The sequence below is a fragment of the Colwellia sp. C2M11 genome (genome assembly GCF_018860915.1).
GTDB lineage: Bacteria > Pseudomonadota > Gammaproteobacteria > Enterobacterales > Alteromonadaceae > Colwellia.
In genome coordinates, this window is record NZ_JAHKQD010000047.1 from 192298 (window position 1) to 209645 (window position 17348).

Annotated in this window: 14 protein-coding genes; 9 read left to right on the forward strand and 5 right to left on the reverse strand. The window is 36.3% G+C overall.

The genetic code is table 11. The annotated features are described in order from the left end of the window. Nucleotides 1-6: 6 nt before the first annotated feature. From KO509_RS13565 to galE, 7 genes are all read left to right on the forward strand, one after another. Nucleotides 7-315, forward strand: a complete 309-nt coding sequence (locus tag KO509_RS13565; protein WP_215973791.1) for a ComEA family DNA-binding protein — start codon at nt 7-9, stop codon at nt 313-315. Nucleotides 316-531: 216 nt separating this feature from the next. Beyond that, nucleotides 532-1437 (forward strand): sulfate adenylyltransferase subunit CysD, encoded by a 906-nt coding sequence (gene cysD, locus KO509_RS13570; RefSeq protein WP_354668420.1) that lies wholly within the window; start codon nt 532-534, stop codon nt 1435-1437. Nucleotides 1438-1531: 94 nt separating this feature from the next. Then, entirely contained in the window at nt 1532-2932 is a 1401-nt protein-coding gene (gene cysN, locus KO509_RS13575; protein WP_215973793.1) for a sulfate adenylyltransferase subunit CysN, read from the forward strand. Between the two features lie 108 nt (nt 2933-3040). Further along, nucleotides 3041-4768, forward strand: coding sequence for an SLC13 family permease (locus KO509_RS13580; RefSeq protein ID WP_215973794.1), 1728 nt, complete (start codon nt 3041-3043; stop codon nt 4766-4768). A gap of 24 nt (nt 4769-4792) precedes the next feature. Continuing rightward, nucleotides 4793-5437 carry an adenylyl-sulfate kinase gene (gene cysC, locus KO509_RS13585; RefSeq protein WP_215973795.1) on the forward strand — a complete coding sequence of 215 codons (645 nt, stop codon included), beginning with the start codon at nt 4793-4795 and terminating at the stop codon, nt 5435-5437. 3 nt (nt 5438-5440) lie between these two features. Then, the gene (locus KO509_RS13590) at nt 5441-6424 is read left to right on the forward strand and encodes a DHH family phosphoesterase (protein WP_215973796.1); all 984 of its coding nucleotides are present in this window, start codon (nt 5441-5443) and stop codon (nt 6422-6424) included. A gap of 28 nt (nt 6425-6452) precedes the next feature. Next, nucleotides 6453-7475, forward strand: a complete 1023-nt coding sequence (gene galE, locus KO509_RS13595) for a UDP-glucose 4-epimerase GalE (RefSeq protein WP_215973797.1) — start codon at nt 6453-6455, stop codon at nt 7473-7475. 107 nt (nt 7476-7582) lie between these two features. Here the strand turns inward: galE and KO509_RS13600 are convergent, their stop codons facing one another. Next, on the reverse strand, nt 7583-8803 hold the full coding sequence (locus KO509_RS13600) for an HDOD domain-containing protein (RefSeq protein WP_215973798.1): 1221 nt from the start codon (nt 8801-8803) through the stop codon (nt 7583-7585). 215 nt (nt 8804-9018) lie between these two features. On the opposite strand from KO509_RS13600, the gene putP reads away from it, so the two are divergent. Together putP and KO509_RS13610 are read left to right on the forward strand one after the other, a co-directional pair. Beyond that, nucleotides 9019-10506 carry a sodium/proline symporter PutP gene (gene putP, locus KO509_RS13605; protein WP_289847548.1) on the forward strand — a complete coding sequence of 496 codons (1488 nt, stop codon included), beginning with the start codon at nt 9019-9021 and terminating at the stop codon, nt 10504-10506. Between the two features lie 111 nt (nt 10507-10617). Further along, nucleotides 10618-12207 carry a protein adenylyltransferase SelO family protein gene (locus KO509_RS13610; protein WP_215973799.1) on the forward strand — a complete coding sequence of 530 codons (1590 nt, stop codon included), beginning with the start codon at nt 10618-10620 and terminating at the stop codon, nt 12205-12207. 21 nt (nt 12208-12228) lie between these two features. Here KO509_RS13610 and KO509_RS13615 read toward each other — a convergent pair whose 3' ends face one another. The 4 genes from KO509_RS13615 to KO509_RS13630 all read right to left on the reverse strand — a co-directional run bounded on the left by KO509_RS13615 (nt 12229) and on the right by KO509_RS13630 (nt 17341). After that, nucleotides 12229-12993 (reverse strand): DUF3379 family protein, encoded by a 765-nt coding sequence (locus KO509_RS13615; protein WP_252727572.1) that lies wholly within the window; start codon nt 12991-12993, stop codon nt 12229-12231. Further along, entirely contained in the window at nt 12983-13501 is a 519-nt protein-coding gene (locus tag KO509_RS13620; protein WP_215973800.1) for a sigma-70 family RNA polymerase sigma factor, read from the reverse strand. Before KO509_RS13620 ends, KO509_RS13615 begins: the two co-directional genes overlap by 11 nt. Before the next feature lie 97 nt (nt 13502-13598). Continuing rightward, entirely contained in the window at nt 13599-15332 is a 1734-nt protein-coding gene (locus KO509_RS13625) for a BatD family protein (RefSeq protein ID WP_303495246.1), read from the reverse strand. After that, a complete protein-coding gene (locus KO509_RS13630; RefSeq protein ID WP_215973801.1) occupies nt 15326-17341 on the reverse strand; it encodes a VWA domain-containing protein in 2016 nt (671 codons plus the stop codon). Before KO509_RS13630 ends, KO509_RS13625 begins: the two co-directional genes overlap by 7 nt. Nucleotides 17342-17348 lie beyond the last annotated feature (7 nt).

Here is a 17348-nt window from a genome sequence, read left to right on the forward strand (position 1 = left end):
ATTAATATGAAAGTTTTAATTATGAGAGCACTGCTCTGTGCGTTATTCACTACTACGTTATTGTTCAATTCAAATTTAGCTATTGCTGCACCAACGGTCACGAAGGAAGTTAAAGCAATACAACAAGTTGTTCATTTGAACAAATCTACCCTCGAAGAGTTAATGACTTTAAAAGGAATTGGTCAGAAAAAAGCACAAGCGATCTTAGCATATCGCAAAAAAATGGGAGATTTTAAGTCTATTAACGATTTAATGAATGTTAAAGGTATAGGCGAAAAAGTATTAAAGGATAATATGGATCGCCTGAAAATATAGCACGGATATCATTAATGTGTGTTTCTAAAAGTCAGCATTTCGCTGACTTTTTTATAAGTTGAGCTACTAAATTAACACTACTGTCTAACTATCGTTATGAAAGTTAGACAGATCACCTTGTTATTCCTTTTGGTTATAATAAAGCTGTTTCTTATTATAGAAAAATCAAGGTAGGTGTGGCATTCTTACCTTATTAATTTTATCAACAGTTGTGTATTGGCAATGAATTTAACTCATTTAAAAAAATTAGAATCGGAATCTATTCATATTTTTCGTGAAGTGGCTGCAGAGTTTGATAACCCTGTAATGCTTTATTCTGTCGGTAAAGACTCTGCAGTTTTGTTACATCTTGCTCGCAAAGCTTTTGCTCCAGGTAAAATCCCTTTTCCATTATTGCACGTTGATACGAATTGGAAATTTAAAGAAATGATCGCTTTTCGTGATCAAATGGCAAAAGACTATGGTTTTGAGCTACTTGTTCATCAAAACCCGGAAGGTATTGCCATGGGAATGGGACCATTTACTCATGGTAGTGCAACCCATACGGACGTGATGAAAACACAAGGCTTAAAGCAAGCGCTAAATAAATACGGATTTGATGCTGCTTTTGGCGGCGCACGCCGTGATGAAGAAAAGTCTCGTGCCAAAGAGCGTGTTTACTCATTCCGTGATGATAAACATCGTTGGGATCCTAAAAGCCAACGTCCTGAATTATGGAATATCTATAACGGTAAAGTTCATAAAGGCGAAAGTATTCGTGTTTTCCCTTTATCTAATTGGACTGAGCTTGATATTTGGCAGTATATCTATCTAGAAAGCATTCCAATTGTGCCACTTTATTTAGCTGAAAAACGTCCAGTTGTTGAACGTGATGGTACATTAATCATGGTTGATGACGATCGTATGCCAATTGAAGAAGATGAAGAAATACAAATGAAAAGTGTTCGTTTTAGAACGCTTGGTTGTTACCCATTAACAGGTGCAGTTGAGTCAACAGCGACTACGTTACCTGAAATTATTCAAGAAATGTTATTAACAAAAACCTCTGAACGCCAAGGTCGTGTAATAGATCATGATAGTGCTGGCTCGATGGAAAAGAAAAAGATGGAAGGTTACTTCTAAGCCTTAAATATAAACCTTATATGTATAACTAAGGTGAGGCTTCTATTTTCAACATAACATTTTATTTGATTAAAAATTTTCGAAGGAAAACATTATGAGTAACCAGCAAGACTTAATTGCAGATGATATTCAAGCTTATTTAAAGCAGCATGAAAACAAAGAATTAGTACGTTTTTTAACGTGTGGTAGCGTAGATGATGGTAAAAGTACCTTAATTGGTCGCTTGTTACATGACTCTAAAATGATTTTTGAAGATCAATTAGCCGCTATTGAAAAAGATTCAAAAAAATCAGGGACCACTGGTGAAGCTATCGATTTAGCATTATTAGTTGATGGTTTACAATCTGAACGTGAGCAAGGTATCACCATTGATGTGGCATACCGTTATTTTGCTACCGATAAACGTAAATTTATTATTGCAGATACTCCTGGCCACGAACAATATACGCGTAATATGGCAACAGGTGCGTCTACTTGTGATATCGCAATTATCTTAATTGATGCACGCTACGGGGTGCAAACACAAACACGTCGTCATTCATTTATTTGTTCGTTATTAGGTATTAAGCATATTGTCGTTGCCGTGAACAAAATGGACTTGGTTGATTACTCGCAAGAAAAATATCAAGCAATCAAAAAAGATTACCGTGAATTTGCTGAATCACTTAACTTTGAAGATGTACGTTTTGTACCTATGTCGGCGCTTAATGGTGACAACGTAGTAGAAGAAAGTGCAAACATGGATTGGTACCCAGGCGCAACATTAATGAAGTTGCTAAATACCATTGATGTAAAAGAACAAAATGCATTCACAGAATTACGTTTTCAAGTGCAGTATGTCAACCGCCCTAACTTAGATTTTCGTGGTTTTGCCGGCACTATTTCTTCAGGTCATGTACTTGTCGGCGATACCATTGTTGCCTTACCTTCAGGTAAAGAAAGTGTTGTGAAAGAAATTGTTACCTTTGACGGTAACATAGACCGTGCCGATAAAGGTATGGCAGTAACACTAACATTAGAAGACGAAATTGATATTAGCCGTGGTGAAATCATTGTTAAAAAAGGTTGTTTACCAACATCGGCTAAAGAATTAAATGCAACAGTAGTATGGATGCATGAAAATGAATTAGAAGCGGGACGTGAATACTTTATTAAGCATGGCAGTAAAATGACTACTGGTCACGCAAGTAAAATTGTGAATAAGTTTGACGTTAATACCATGGAAAAATCGGCTTCAGCGCAACTGGCTGTTAACGAAATTGGTAATGTTGATTTTGTCATGGGTGAAACATTGCATTTTGACGATTACCAAGTTAACCGTGGTAGTGGTGCTTTTATTATTATTGATAGACTAAGTAACCTAACGGTTGGTGCAGGTATGATTAATCATGCTATCGCTGAAGAAGTAAAAGAATACTCAGCATTTGAGTTAGAGTTAAATGCATTAGTTCGTAAGCAGTTCCCTCACTGGGGTGCTAGAGATATAACTAAATAGATTAGCTATAGCTCAGTTTGTTGTGACGCCTTCTTGAATTAGTTAGGCGTACATATTTTCTTTGTCATCAACAACGCTAAGTATGAATATCTAACACCTAGGATAAAAATGACAATACAACAGTGGTTGATTATAGCGGTTTTTATCGCCACTTTTGTCGGCCTTCTTAAATATCAACAAGCACCCGAACGGGTTTTCTCTATTACAGTACTTGTTTGTTTAGCACTTTCTTTTGTAAGTGTTGACGATATTCTTAGTAATGCAGTAAACCCAGGTTTAGTCACCTTAATTTTATTAGTGCTTTGCTCATTTTCATTTGAGCGAACCAGTATATTACGCCGTTTAAGTAATAGCGTTTTTAGTGGTTCAAAAATAAAGTCGATGTTACGACTTGTGATAGGTACTGCTTTTGCTTCTGCACTTATGAGTAATACTGCAGTAGTTGCGACGCTGATTAACAGTGTTAAAAGTAATAAGCTAATTAATGCGGGTAAATTACTACTTCCCTTATCTTATGCCGCTATATTAGGTGGTACTCTCACCTTAGTGGGCACCTCTACTAACCTTATTGTCAATAGTTTGTTAATTGAACAAGGTGGCCAAGGCTTAGCTTTTTTTGATTTTACCGGTATTGGTATTGTTGCACTTGCTTTTTGTTTATTAATTGTTGTTTTACGTGCTAAAACCTTGCCTAATATGGCGCAGGGTGAATTGTCGACTCAAGATTATTTGCTTGAAGCTGAAGTCTCTATAGATTCTAAGCTCATTGGTAAAAGCATTGAAGAAAATGGTTTAAGAAATTTAGATGCTTTATTTTTAGTTGAAATCGTCCGTTATGGTCGATTGATCTCGCCTGTTACGCCTGAAGAAACATTACAAGTAGGCGATAAGCTTATTTTCAGTGGTGATATTTCTAAAGTATTAACCTTACAGCAATTTGATGGATTAACATTATTTGCAGAGCGTAATGATCTGTTACGCGATAATTTAACAGAAGTACTTATTAAAAGTGAGTCAGCTATTGCCGGTAAAACCTTGAAAAAAGCAGGGTTTAGAGCTCGGTTTGACGCTGCAGTTGTTGCTGTTCGCCGTGAAGGTTGTGCTTTATCAGGAAAATTAGGCGATATTGTTTTACAGTCAGGTGATTTTTTAGTGCTAGCAGTAGGGCAAGACTTTGCAAGTAGAACTAATTTATCGAAGAATTTTTTTATTCTTTCAGGTCATCAGGCTGTCAACATGCTGAGTGGCTGGCGTGATCATGGTACTATTTGGGGTTTTGTACTTGCTATTTTAGTCTCAGTTTTAACGCCGGTTTCTTTATTGAGTTGTTTATTTATTTATGTGGCAGCGCTTATTTTTAGCGGAGCATTAACGGTAAATGAAATTAAACGTCGATTTCCATTAGAAATTTGGATGATAGTACTTGGCGCATTAACGTTAGCTAGTGCTGTTGAAAATACTGGCGCTGCAGCAGTTATTGCGAGTAGTATCGAACAGCTACTCAATGGTAGTAGCCCTTATATTGCTTTTGTGGCTATTTTTGTTTTAACGTTATTATTAACCGAGCTAATCACTAATAGTGCCGCCGCAGCATTAATTTTTCCTATTGCTTATAATATCGCACTAGGTTTAGGTGTTGATCCCATTCCTTTTGTGATGGCGGTTGCTTTTGCTGCCAGTGGAAGCTTTATTAGTCCTTATGGCTATCAAACCAATATTATGGTTTATAACGCAGGTAACTATCAATTGGGTGATTTTGTTAAGTTTGGTTTACCTGTGTCAATCACATACAGCGCTACGGTATTATTGATGATCCCTTTAGTGTTTCCTTTTTGATCTTAATTTTTTAAAGAGTACATAATGAAAACAGAAAATACTGTTTGGCATGAACAACATATTTCTAAAGAGCAACGTGCTAGCCTTAAAAGCCAAAAGCCTTGTTTGCTTTGGTATACTGGCTTAAGTGGCTCGGGTAAGTCGACAGTAGCGAATGCTGTTGATGCTTTATTATTTAAGTTGGGTTGTCACAGCTATCTACTTGATGGTGATAATGTTCGCCATGGTTTGAATGGTGACTTAGGTTTTACCGATGAAGATAGAGTAGAAAATATCCGCCGTATTAGTGAAGTGTCAAAATTATTTTTAGATGCAGGTCTAATTGTCTCAACAGCTTTTATTTCACCGTTTACAGAAGATAGAGCGAGAGCAAGAGCGAAATTAGAAAATGGTGAGTTTATCGAAGTTTATATCGATACGCCAATCAGTGTTTGTGAGCAGCGAGATCCTAAAGGGCTTTATAAAAAAGCACGCGCAGGTGAAATTAAAGATTTCACTGGCATAGATTCTACTTATGATGTTCCTCAGAGTCCGGAGATTCATGTTAAAACCGCTGAGTTATCAATACAAGAGTGTGCTGAGCAAATTGTTCATTATTTAATTGAGCAAGGTTTTATTACTATGAATAAAAATGATAGTGACAATATTGGTCGTTTAGGGCAAGGATAAGTTATGCATTATGATGTTTTTAATGGTGATGCCGATGGCATTATCGCGTTGTTGCAACTTCGACTGTCTAAAAATAAACTGCATCCAAAAGAATCGGTTTTAGTGACAGGTGTAAAACGTGACATTAGTTTGCTTAAAAATGTTAATGCAGAATCCGCAACATCAGTGACTGTTTTAGATATATCACTAGAAAAAAACATTGAAGCTTTATCTAATTTGCTGGAAAAGGAAGTTGACGTTTTTTACGTCGATCACCACAGAACAGGCGAAGTTCCACAATCAAAATATCTAACAAATTTAATCGACACCGATGCCAACACTTGTACTAGCCTAATAGTAAATAAGTATCTACAGAATGAATTTGTTCACTGGGCTATCGCAGCTGCGTTCGGTGATAATATGCAATTATCAGCGCAAACGCTCGCCAAAGAGCATAATATATCAAGTGAGCAGCAGGCATTGTTAAAAGAGCTTGGTATTTATATTAACTATAATGGCTACGGTCGTAGTGTTGATGATTTACATTTTCATCCCGCACAACTATTAGAAAAGCTATCTGATTACGCTGATCCATTTGATTTAATTAATGAAACTAATTCAATATTTTATCAACTTAAAACAGCCTATTTAGTTGACATGGAAAAAGCGCATAAGTCTCCTGTTTTAGTGAATAATGAGCAAATCTGTGCTGTACAATTAGCTGATCAACCTTGGGCAAGAAGAGTTAGCGGTGTTTTTGGTAATGCACTTGCTAATGGAGCACCTAACAAAGCTCATGTTGTTGTCACCTTAAATGAAAGTCTTGCTGATGAAGAGCCTACTTATACTATTAGCCTTAGAGCTCCATTAAACAATAAACAAGGAGCAGGGGAACTCTGTGCAAATTTTCCTACTGGGGGAGGGCGAGCTGCTGCTGCGGGAATTAATGCCTTGCCAGCAGAAATGCTTGGCGATTTTTTTGCTAGCGTGGCAAAATATTACCAATAAAGTTAAATACTAGAAGCAAGGGAATATAATGAGCTTATTAATAACAGGTGGTACAGGTTATATAGGTAGCCATACAGTTGTTGAATTGCAAACGTTAGCATTAGAAGAAGCATCGAACCAAGATATCATTATTGTTGATGATTTATCTAATTCTTCCACGCTAGTTCTTGATAGAATTAAACAGATCACCAATAAAACAGTCACTTTTATTAAAGCGGATGTTTGTGATTATAACGCGATAAATGCTATTTTTGACCAGTATGATATTGATGCGGTAATTCATTTTGCAGGTCATAAAGCTGTGGGGGAATCGAATGAAAAGCCCCTTAGTTATTATCATAATAATGTTTCAGGTACCGTTACTTTATTACAAGTGATGGCTGAGCATAATGTTAAGAAATTAGTATTTAGCTCTTCGGCTACTGTTTATGGTGATAATGTTTCGCCATTAAATGAAAGCATGCCAACGTCGGCGACTAACCCTTATGGTCAAACTAAGCTGATGGTCGAGCATATTTTGTTTGATCTCGCAAAAAGTGATAGTGAGTGGTCGATTGCTTGCTTGCGTTACTTCAATCCTATTGGTGCGCATAGTTCTGGTTTAATAGGTGAAAACCCTAATGGTATCCCAAATAACTTATTACCCTATGTAGCACAAGTTGCAATTGGCCGATTAGCACAATTACAGGTGTTTGGTGATGACTATGATACTGTTGATGGTACAGGTGTTCGTGATTATATTCATGTGGTTGACTTAGCTCAAGGCCATGTGAAAGCGTTACAAAACTTAGATAAAATATCTGGTTGTAAGGCTATTAATTTAGGTACAGGTAATGGTACCTCAGTGCTTGAAATTGTTAACACGTTCAAAGAAATTAGTGGTCAAGATATTCCATACAAAATAGCCCCTAGAAGAGCTGGTGATTTAGCAACGGTATACGCTAATGCAGATTTGGCTAATGAATTACTTGGTTGGCAAGCAACTCGCAATTTATATACTATGATTGAAGATACTTGGCGTTGGCAGTCTGAAAACCCAGAAGGTTTTTAATTAATAATTAAGGCCAATAACTTGTTAAATATTATTTGTCTATAATTGAGATTGCTAAACAGGAAATGAGTGTATTATTGAAAATAATACCCGTTTCCTGTCATGGTTTATTCAGACATCTGACTTTGTTCATCAGCCCATGCTAATGCTTCATTATAATGTTTTAGGGTTTGAGTCTTCTCTATTATAAGTTTTTCCATAATAATATTTGTTTTATCCCATTCGGCATGCTCAATTAGTTCAGCTAATCTTATTATGGCTGCCATCAAGCCTTTTCGCGTTAATAGAGGATCTTTAATTTCACTCGTTAGTGGAAGTTTATCTAAGATAACCTCTATTTTTTCATCTAAAATTGCATCTATCATGGATAATAACCCCGTAAGAAAAGCAATTGAAACATCAGATCTATAGCTCATATCACGCGCAATAAGCTCACAAAATTTAGCACGAGCAAGTGCGGCTTTTATTAATTCATTGGGCTTTTCAGGGTTTACTGTTACAGCAAACATTAAGGCAAGAAAACGTTTAAGTTCGCTCGAACCGAGTAATATTAATGCTTGTTTTATCGTTGAAACTTCACTACGTCGTTTAAATGCGGCAGAATTTGCATAACGAAGTAATTTATAAGATAGAGAAACGTCCCGCTCAAAAACGTGGGTAATACCTGCAAGATCTAACTCTGGTTTAGACGTTTCATATAGTAGGTCTGCCATTGTAAGTTGAGAAGGTGATAAGTTTTTAGTTTTCACCATTTCCGGTCTAGCAAAAAAGAAGCCTTGAAAATAGGTAAAGCCTAACTGCTTAGCTTGTTCATATTCTTCATAAGTTTCTACTTTTTCTGCGAGTAATTCTATGTGAGGGTAATCTCTAGTTGCTTCAATTATTTGATTTACTTCACTTAAAGCTGTTTTTTGAATATCTACCTTAATAATTTTTATATAAGGATAAAAATGTATCCATACATTTTGGTGTACATAGTCATCTAAAGCAATGATGTAATTTTTACTATGCAAATTTTTACATAGGCCGAGTAATTTTTTGCCAGGTTTTACTGTTTCTAAAACTTCAACTACTACTTCTTCATTTGTCAGCATCTCGGGATAACCTTGAACTAAGGTTTCTAATGTGAAGTTTATGAAGGCGAGTTTATTATTTGTAAATTCACTTATACCCATATTGAATTTACTTGCTTCAATCATTTTACTTGTTGCTTCATCACCATCTATATCAGGAAAAACATTGTCTATACTATCGCGAAAAAGTAACTCATAACCAAAGAGTTTTTTGTTTACATCTAAAATAGGCTGTCTAGCGGCATAAAAGTACATAGTTTGAGCAATATCTTTTTTAATAAAAGCAGTTACTAATCAATATACCTGTTCTGTTTGAAGATGCAAGATAGCTGAGCTTTATTGTTTGTCGTAAAATCTATTTAATAAGTACTTTTTATAGGAAGATTATGCCACTAAGGTTTATTTTTAGTGGCTTTCTTGATAGCGTAGGTAGGTATTTCACAAAATAAAAACAATTTAAGGGGTAACACTTGGAATTTGGAACAATGGTTTCGTTAGCGCTATATTTTATCATTATGTTAGGTATCGGAATTTACGCCTTCAAAACATCAACAGATGATGTGTCAGGATTTATGTTAGGAGGGCGAAACTTAAGCCCTGGAGTTGCAGCTTTATCTGCAGGTGCATCTGATATGAGTGGCTGGATGTTAATGGGGTTACCAGGAGCAATGTATGTTTCAGGTATGAGTAGCTTGTGGATTGCATTTGGTTTGGTTATTGGTGCTTTTTTAAATTATATAATTGTCGCGCCACGCCTGAGAACTTATACCGAAGTAGCGAATGACTCTATAACTTTACCTGACTTCTTTGAAAACCGTTTTAATGATAAATCTCGTTTATTAAGAGTGGTGTCTTCTGTTGTTATTGTCGTCTTTTTCACTCTGTATACCTCAAGTGGTATTGTTGCTGGCGGTAAACTGTTCGAAAGCTCTTTTGGTTTGAATTATGAAGTTGGCCTGTATGTAACAGCGGGTGTTGTCGTCGCTTATACTTTTTTTGGTGGTTTTTTAGCTGTTAGCTTAACTGATTTTGTTCAGGGCTGCATTATGTTCATAGCACTTGTTTTAGTGCCTGTGGTAGCGATTAACGAAGTAGGTGGTATCAATGAGGTACAACATACTGTAAGTAATATTAACCCTGAACTATTAGATATTTTTAATGGTGTTGGCGCAATCAGTATTATTTCGGCAATGGCATGGGGCTTGGGGTACTTTGGCCAACCTCATATTATTGTAAGGTTTATGGCGATACGAAGTGTAAAGGATATGCCCGCAGCACGACGCATTGGTATGAGTTGGATGATAGTGGCTATCATTGGTGCAATGGGGACAGGCTTTGCGGGGATAGCTTATGTTGCTAAAACAGGTATGTCTCTTAAAGATCCGGAAACGATTTTCATTTTATTATCGCAAATTCTATTTAGTCCACTTATTGCAGGCTTTTTATTAGCTGCAATTTTAGCTGCTATTATGAGTACAATCTCGTCTCAATTATTAGTGACATCAAGCTCTTTAACAGAAGATTTTTATAAAACATTTTTACATAAAGAAGCGTCTGATAAGCAACAAGTCATGGTGGGGCGAATTTCTGTTATCTTAGTTGCATTAGTCTCAATTTCTTTAGCTTATGATCGCAATAGCACTATTTTAACTTTAGTGAGTAATGCTTGGGCTGGTTTTGGTGCCGCGTTTGGACCGGTTATTATCGGTAGCTTGTATTGGAAAAAAATGACCAGAAATGGAGCCCTAGCAGGGATGATTACTGGCGCAGTCACAGTATTGCTGTGGATTTATTTACCGGTCACTATTAATGGGCAATCATTAAGCTCAATAATGTATGAAATAGTGCCAGGCTTTATTTTATGTTCTTTGGTTATTTATATTGTTAGTAATATGGCGCCTCAAAATGATAGTGCTATTTTAGCCAAGCATGACGAAATGTTGACCCACCATCCTTAATACATAAAAGAAGGATAATATAAATGAACAGGCATTAGTTTAATGTCTGTTCAGTGTAAATTAATCACTGTTAACAGACGTTGTTTATACAGTTATAACTTGGACAACCCATTGAAATTTTATAATAGTTATTTTGAACTAGGTGCACAATTTTATCAGCGCGTATCACCAGATACAGTGCCAGATCCAAAGCTTTTGTTGTGGAACAAGGCATTAGCCGATGATTTATCGATTACTGAAACATTGCAAGCAGATCACAAACTATTAGCTAAGTACGGCTCAGGTAATGAATTACCTAAAGGGGTCAACTCAATTGCCTTGGCTTATTCAGGACATCAATTTGGTCATTTCAATCCTAATTTAGGGGATGGTCGAGCGCATTTACTTGGTGAGATGCTAGATAAAAAAGGTATTCGTCGTGATATCCAGTTAAAAGGCTCAGGGCAAACTGTTTTTTCAAGACGCGGCGATGGGAAGTGTGCATTAGCGCCAGCTTTACGTGAGTACATGATGAGTGAAGCTCTCTATGCGCTTGGTGTGCCCACCTCTAGGTGTTTAGCTGTAGTAGGTACTGGTGAGTTGATTAACCGAGGCTTGGCTAAACCTGGCGCTGTGGTAACCCGTGTTGCCGCTAGTCACATTCGTGTTGGTAGCTTTCAATACTTTGCCGCTCGCGGCGATATAGATTCATTAACTGCCTTGCTTGATTATACTATTGAGCGTCATTTCCCTGAAATTGATGATCCTAGTCTTAACAATGCAGATGCTGATAGTACAAAGGTTAGTAATCAAAAGCCTTCGCAAGAACAACGTATTTTACAGTTTTTAGAAAAAGCAATTGATAAGCAAATAACCTTAATTACACAATGGTTACGTATCGGTTTTATTCATGGTGTGATGAACACAGATAATACTGCTATAAGTGGCGAAACCATTGATTTTGGTCCTTGTGCAATGATGGGAATCTATGACAATAAAGCTTCTTTTAGCTCTATTGATGAATATGGTCGTTATGCTTTTGGTAATCAAGGAAAAATTGGTCAGTGGAATATGGCTAGATTAGCCGATTGTCTATTAGTGTTATTGAATGACACAGCTGAAAAAGATGCGGATAATAATATTGAAGACGAAGTTAACCAAGAAAAAACGTTAGAAAGCATTGAAGCGATCATTCAGCAATATACAAGTAAATTTGATCAAGCTTATTATGCAATGTATGCGAAAAAGCTGGGTATTAGTGACATAGGTGAAAATCATATGACTTTAATTAATGATCTTTTAGCCATGATGCAAGCTCAAAAACTGGATTACACGCAAACTTTTTATGCACTAACACAATCATTATCAAATAGTGCCCAAGAAAAAGCGTTAATCTCTGAATTTGGTCAATGGTACCAAACATGGATGGAAACCCTAACTCAGCTTAACATCTCAAAAGTAGAAGCAGAAAGCTTGATGTCTAAAAACAATCCATTAGTAATTCCTCGAAATCATCATATCGAGGAGTTACTTGATCGTTGTGAGTTAGTAGTAACAGATAACATGAATTCTAATACATCAGATAACCCAAAAGTTAGCGATATTGTAAATGACTTTCTTCAAGTTATCTGTTCACCATATAAAGAACTTACGAATACTAAATATTACCAAGACGCACCGCAAGATAAAGACCAATATTATCAAACCTTTTGTGGTACTTAGTTTTTCTAATTAGTGTCCTAATTAAATAGACCAGTTAATATTGTTGCTAATAGCACGTTGCCATTGGCTTAATGATTCGTTTTTATTAGCAACAACAATAATATCATTTTCTTGATAACTAAGAGATTCACCTTGTAAATTATCATCATGAAACTTATCAACAAATTCAAGATGTTCTTTCTTAGGCACAACAAATACCGCCACAGTATCGGTTACCCCTTTAAATACTAAGTGTAGGCTTTTCATACCATCAAATCGGCAGTAATCTGCAGCAATCAATTCACCCATTGAATCACTAAAGCTGCCATTAAAAGTAACCATTTTTTGATTTAATGAGTCTAAGCTGACTTTAGCATTTGTACTATTAGAAAATGAACCTTGTTCATAGTAGACGTGGGCAAGAGCATAATCACCTAAATTGTCATAATTATAGCTATTAGAAAATTGTAAGTAATTGACTACTATTCCCGCAATTATTGCGACAGATGCGGCTAAAGCTAAATGGATACGTGATTTACGTTTATTTTGTTGGTGGCTTTTGAGTGTTTGACGTAAAAGTAATTTATCACATAAATCGTCAGGCACAGGAATACTCATTGCTTGTTTGATTCTTTCATCAAGCATGCAAAGCTCTTGGGCTAATTGCTTTTTCGCAGGATCATCATTTTGAGCCGCGATTATATCTTCATCTAAGCTGCTAGGGTCAGCATAGATGCTGCGCCTAAATTGTAAGTCATCCATTTTCGTTTCAGATGTCATATCTTTACTCGTTGTACTATTTTTCATGGAGAAATCTCGCCTTTTCAGGCTCTTTTTCTAAAGCTTCTTTTAACTGGTTTCGAGCTCTAAATAATCGAGTCATTACCGTATTTTTGTTTAAGTCTAATAATTTAGCTATATCTTCGCCACTGTAGCCACCTAGTATTTGTAGTACTAATGGCTCGGAGTATTCCGGCGGTAATTGAGCTATTTTATCTCTTAACCATTCGTTTTCTATCTCTTGTTCAGTACTAGTGGATTGCGTATCCATTATACTGTCCTCTTCATATTCACTCATATCAAAGCGTTTTCGTTCAAATCGCCTTGCATTTTCGCGCCTTAAAATGGTTATTAACCATGATTTAGCGGCTTTTTCATCTTTTAATGAGTCAAGTGCACGCCATGCTCTTAAAAAGGTTTCTTGTACTAAATCTTCAGAAACCTGTTTGTCGTGAGTTAACCAATATGCGTATCGGTATAAATCACTATGCAGCCCTTTTACCAGAGCTTCATACCTAACTTGTTTTGTCGCCATGCAAATGCCTTAATGGACTCAATATATCAGACCTGATATTTATTATATTAATTTCAACTTTTATTTAAATTCTTTATTAAATGTGTTTATTTTAGTATTAAGACGGATTTAATGTGAATTTAGGTTGTTGTTTATTTTTATTACCTGAAGCATTAATTTGTTGAATTGCCTTTAATAGTTTATCTCCAACCCATGTTTGTTCAGTTACGTCTTTACCATATAGGTATAGCTGAATTTCATCAATAGCTGAAGTAAATTCTTCATTATCTATTTTTATTAAAGCCTCAGATAAGGTCGATATTGCACTTCCTCCCTGATTTAAAGGTAAGGTATTTAACCAAGGTAGAACTAAATTAAGAGTTTGTTCGGCATCATTTTTTTTACAAGCAGCCATCAAGGCAAGATAATGATTATTTACTGCCTTTATCTTGTTAGGCTCTACTTGTTTAGTGGTAGTGCGTTTTAAATACCAAACATGGCACGCCCAAGCAAAAGTGGTTAAAATCCATAAGCCTAAAAATAACCACTGTAACGAGCTCGTTTTTTCAACAATGTTAGGTGGCGATAGGGGTACAGGTGAAACTGCTGTTTGTCCTTGCGATACTATAGGTGTATTTACCATATTGCTTGTTACAGAAGTCGGGGCATCAGGATTCGGCTTAATGCTAATTGTCTGCTCTGGTAAGATTGCTTCTTGATATTTATTCGTTATGGTATTCCACCAAGCAATGGTTATTTTAGGTAGAGTATAGTCACCAGGTTGGCTGGCAACTAAAGCAAAGTTTTGTCTTTTTTGACTAATTAAGCGTTCTTTTGTTAAGTTTGAATGTAATTCAGGTTGATCTGGATATATTTTCAAACCGCTTGGTGCTTCCATCATTATTTGAGGAAGCTGTGCTTTAGCTAAACCGGCTGCGGTTAATGTAATTGTACGTGTAATCGGCTCACCTACTTTAAATTCTTGAGGCTCTGGTTGCCATTCTTGATGCAAGGTAAGTAATTCACTAGGTAACCAGCTAGTATTCTTATCTAAAGAAAAGCTGTCAGGAATTGGGCGTACATTAAGCGCTATTTTTTCACCTATAATATTAATAGGTTTAGTGTCACCAAAGCTTAAAAACCCAGAGCGACGTTGTGATTGAACCATAATATCACCAGAGAACATTGGTGTTTCTAGTATTAAATTACCACTTTGCTCGGGCGTAATAGCATAGGTACGTTCAATTATTCTATAACGCTTACCGTTAACAATATTATCACTTTCTTGATCTTTACCTACTTGCTCTATGGTTGCTCCTTGTAAACTTGGTTCAGTTAAGCTACCACGTTGAAGTTGAACACCAACATGTAATTTAACGGTAAGTGTAAGTAGCTGCTGAACATAGATATCTTTTGAGGACAGCTCTGTTGATATAAACACATCTTTTTGTTGAGTCGACGTTGCGTTACTTTGCTCGACTACTTGTACATTAATTGGTTGAGAGCTATGCCCATCTATAGTTAGAGGTGGTATTGTTAAACTGCCAATTGTTTTTGGAATTAATATAATTTTCCAGCGCGTGGTTCTGCTTGTTTCAAAATTGATCATACTCGTTTGTGAGCTGACTTCTGTGCGCGCAACAACAAAATCTTTTAATAGCATTGAGGTATCAAGTGCATCTCGCTCAACATTGTCATCCGCGATAACGGTTAAAATGATTGAGTCATTTTTCATTACAGGATTAGCATCTATGCTTGCCGTAACGCTACTAAGAGCAAAAGCTGTTTGGCTTATTGCTATGGCGGTAATGACGGTTAGTAAGGCTAATACGTTCAAAATAATTTTTACCACTGTTTTTTGACTCCTGGACTAGTGCTATCTTGTTTGCGTTTTTGATATTCTAATTGCATTTTGTTGCGCAGTAATAAATAGGGATCATCTGTTACTTTATTCAATAACTGTTGATGTTTTTGGTCTGTTTCTTTAGCTTGTTGTTCGGCAGCAATTTGTGCGGCTGTTTTTGCTTCATTTTCATTACCTTGTTCTTCAGTTGGCTCTGTACTTTCTGACTGCTGTTCTTTTTCTTCAGACTCTTGCTCTTGTTGTTCTTGGTTAGATTCTTCAGGCTTACTATCTTGTTCTTTGTCATTATTTTCATCTCCTTCAGAGCCTTGTTGACCTTCTTTATTGTCTTGCTCTTGAGACTGATCTCCTGGAGATTGATCATTTTCTGATTGCGAGTCTTGTTGTTCTTGATTTTTATTCTCGTCAGAATCTTGTTCTTGTGAATCCTCGTTTTCTGATTGGTCACCCTGTTGCTCTTGCTGCTCTTGCTCTTTTTGTAGCTGCTTTATTTTTTCTATATTATCTTTAGCATCTTGGAGCTCAGGATTTTTACTTAATGCTTCCTCATAACTTTCAATAGCTTGCTCGTATTGTTGCATTTTAGCTAACGCATTACCTTGATTGTACAAAGAGTCAGCACTATTAGCTTCATCGCCTTTTCTAAAAGCATCTAAAGCTGCTTGGTAGTTACCCGCTTTATAATGAGAGCTACCTTGCCACTGTGAATTTTTAAATTGTTCAGCAGCTCCTTGAAAATTTTCTTGGTTATATTTTTTTTGTGCTTGTTGATCGCTTGTTTCCCATAAGTTTTGCCATAATTTTTTGGAGGTACTTGCGAAAGATGATGTAGCCATTTGCGAATTTTCTACAGTGTTATTTTTTTCAATTTCAGCCGGTTCAGTTGCTGCAAAACTAGAAGAACTAGCGAGTGAAAAAGAAAGTAAAAATAACATAGGCATACAAGTTAAAGGTAATAGTAGAAGTGTACTGCCACGACGAAAATAGCTCAGCATCAAGGGCAGTACTAGTAATAATAACCATGCCCCTTGTTCTTGCCATTGATCACCAGTTTGTTGGCTTTGTTGTTTTTCGCTTTTATTTCTTTCAGACATCGTGTCTTTTACAATTAAATTATTAATATCACTATCATCATTTTTTATGGTTTGATAGTTTCCTTGTCCACGCGATGCTAGCGATTGTAATTTATGGCTTGGCAGTTGTGGCACAACGATAGCACCAGAAGAATCTTTTAATAATTCACCGCTAGGTAAGGTTATAGGAGCACCACTTTCAGTACCTACACCTAAAATATTTAATTGATGACCAAATTCATTTGACCAGTCATAAATATCGTTTATTTCTTCATTATCGATATCGTCAGTGAACCAATAAATATCGCCATTAAGGTGTCCAGCATTGATCAGCATTTCATGGGCAAGTGTTAATGCGGCCAAAGGATTAGAGCCAGATACTGGCATAATGCCTGGTGTTAATGAAGGTAGTAATAGGGTTATGTTTTTTACATCTTGGGTTAATGGGCTAATGATAAAGGCATCACCAGCATAAGCAATTAACCCAGTATCACCTTCATTGATTTTATTAAGTAAATCAATAGCCTTAAAGCGTGATCTTGTCAGTCTATTAGGCTTTACATCAGTGGCATACATGGAATAAGACATATCCATAATAAGAACGGAGCCGCGTTCGGTTTGGTAAACCGGTTGTGGTAGTTTTTTCCACACAGGCCCAGCTAAGGCAATGATACCCAATAAACCGATAATAAAGGGTTTTAACAAAAAAGTTTTACTGCTAAATGAGTTTTTGTTGGTGCTTGAATTAGCACTTCCTTCTACGAGCACTTGGCTTAAATGGCTAGGGAGAAATTTTTGCCAAGGTGATTGATGAAAACGGTGTTTTTTTAATAACCAAAGTACCAGAAATAAAGCAAAGAGTGCCAATAGCCAATAAGGTCTGACAAAATGAAAGTTGCTTAGAAATAAATTAAAAGAGGTCATTGTGATA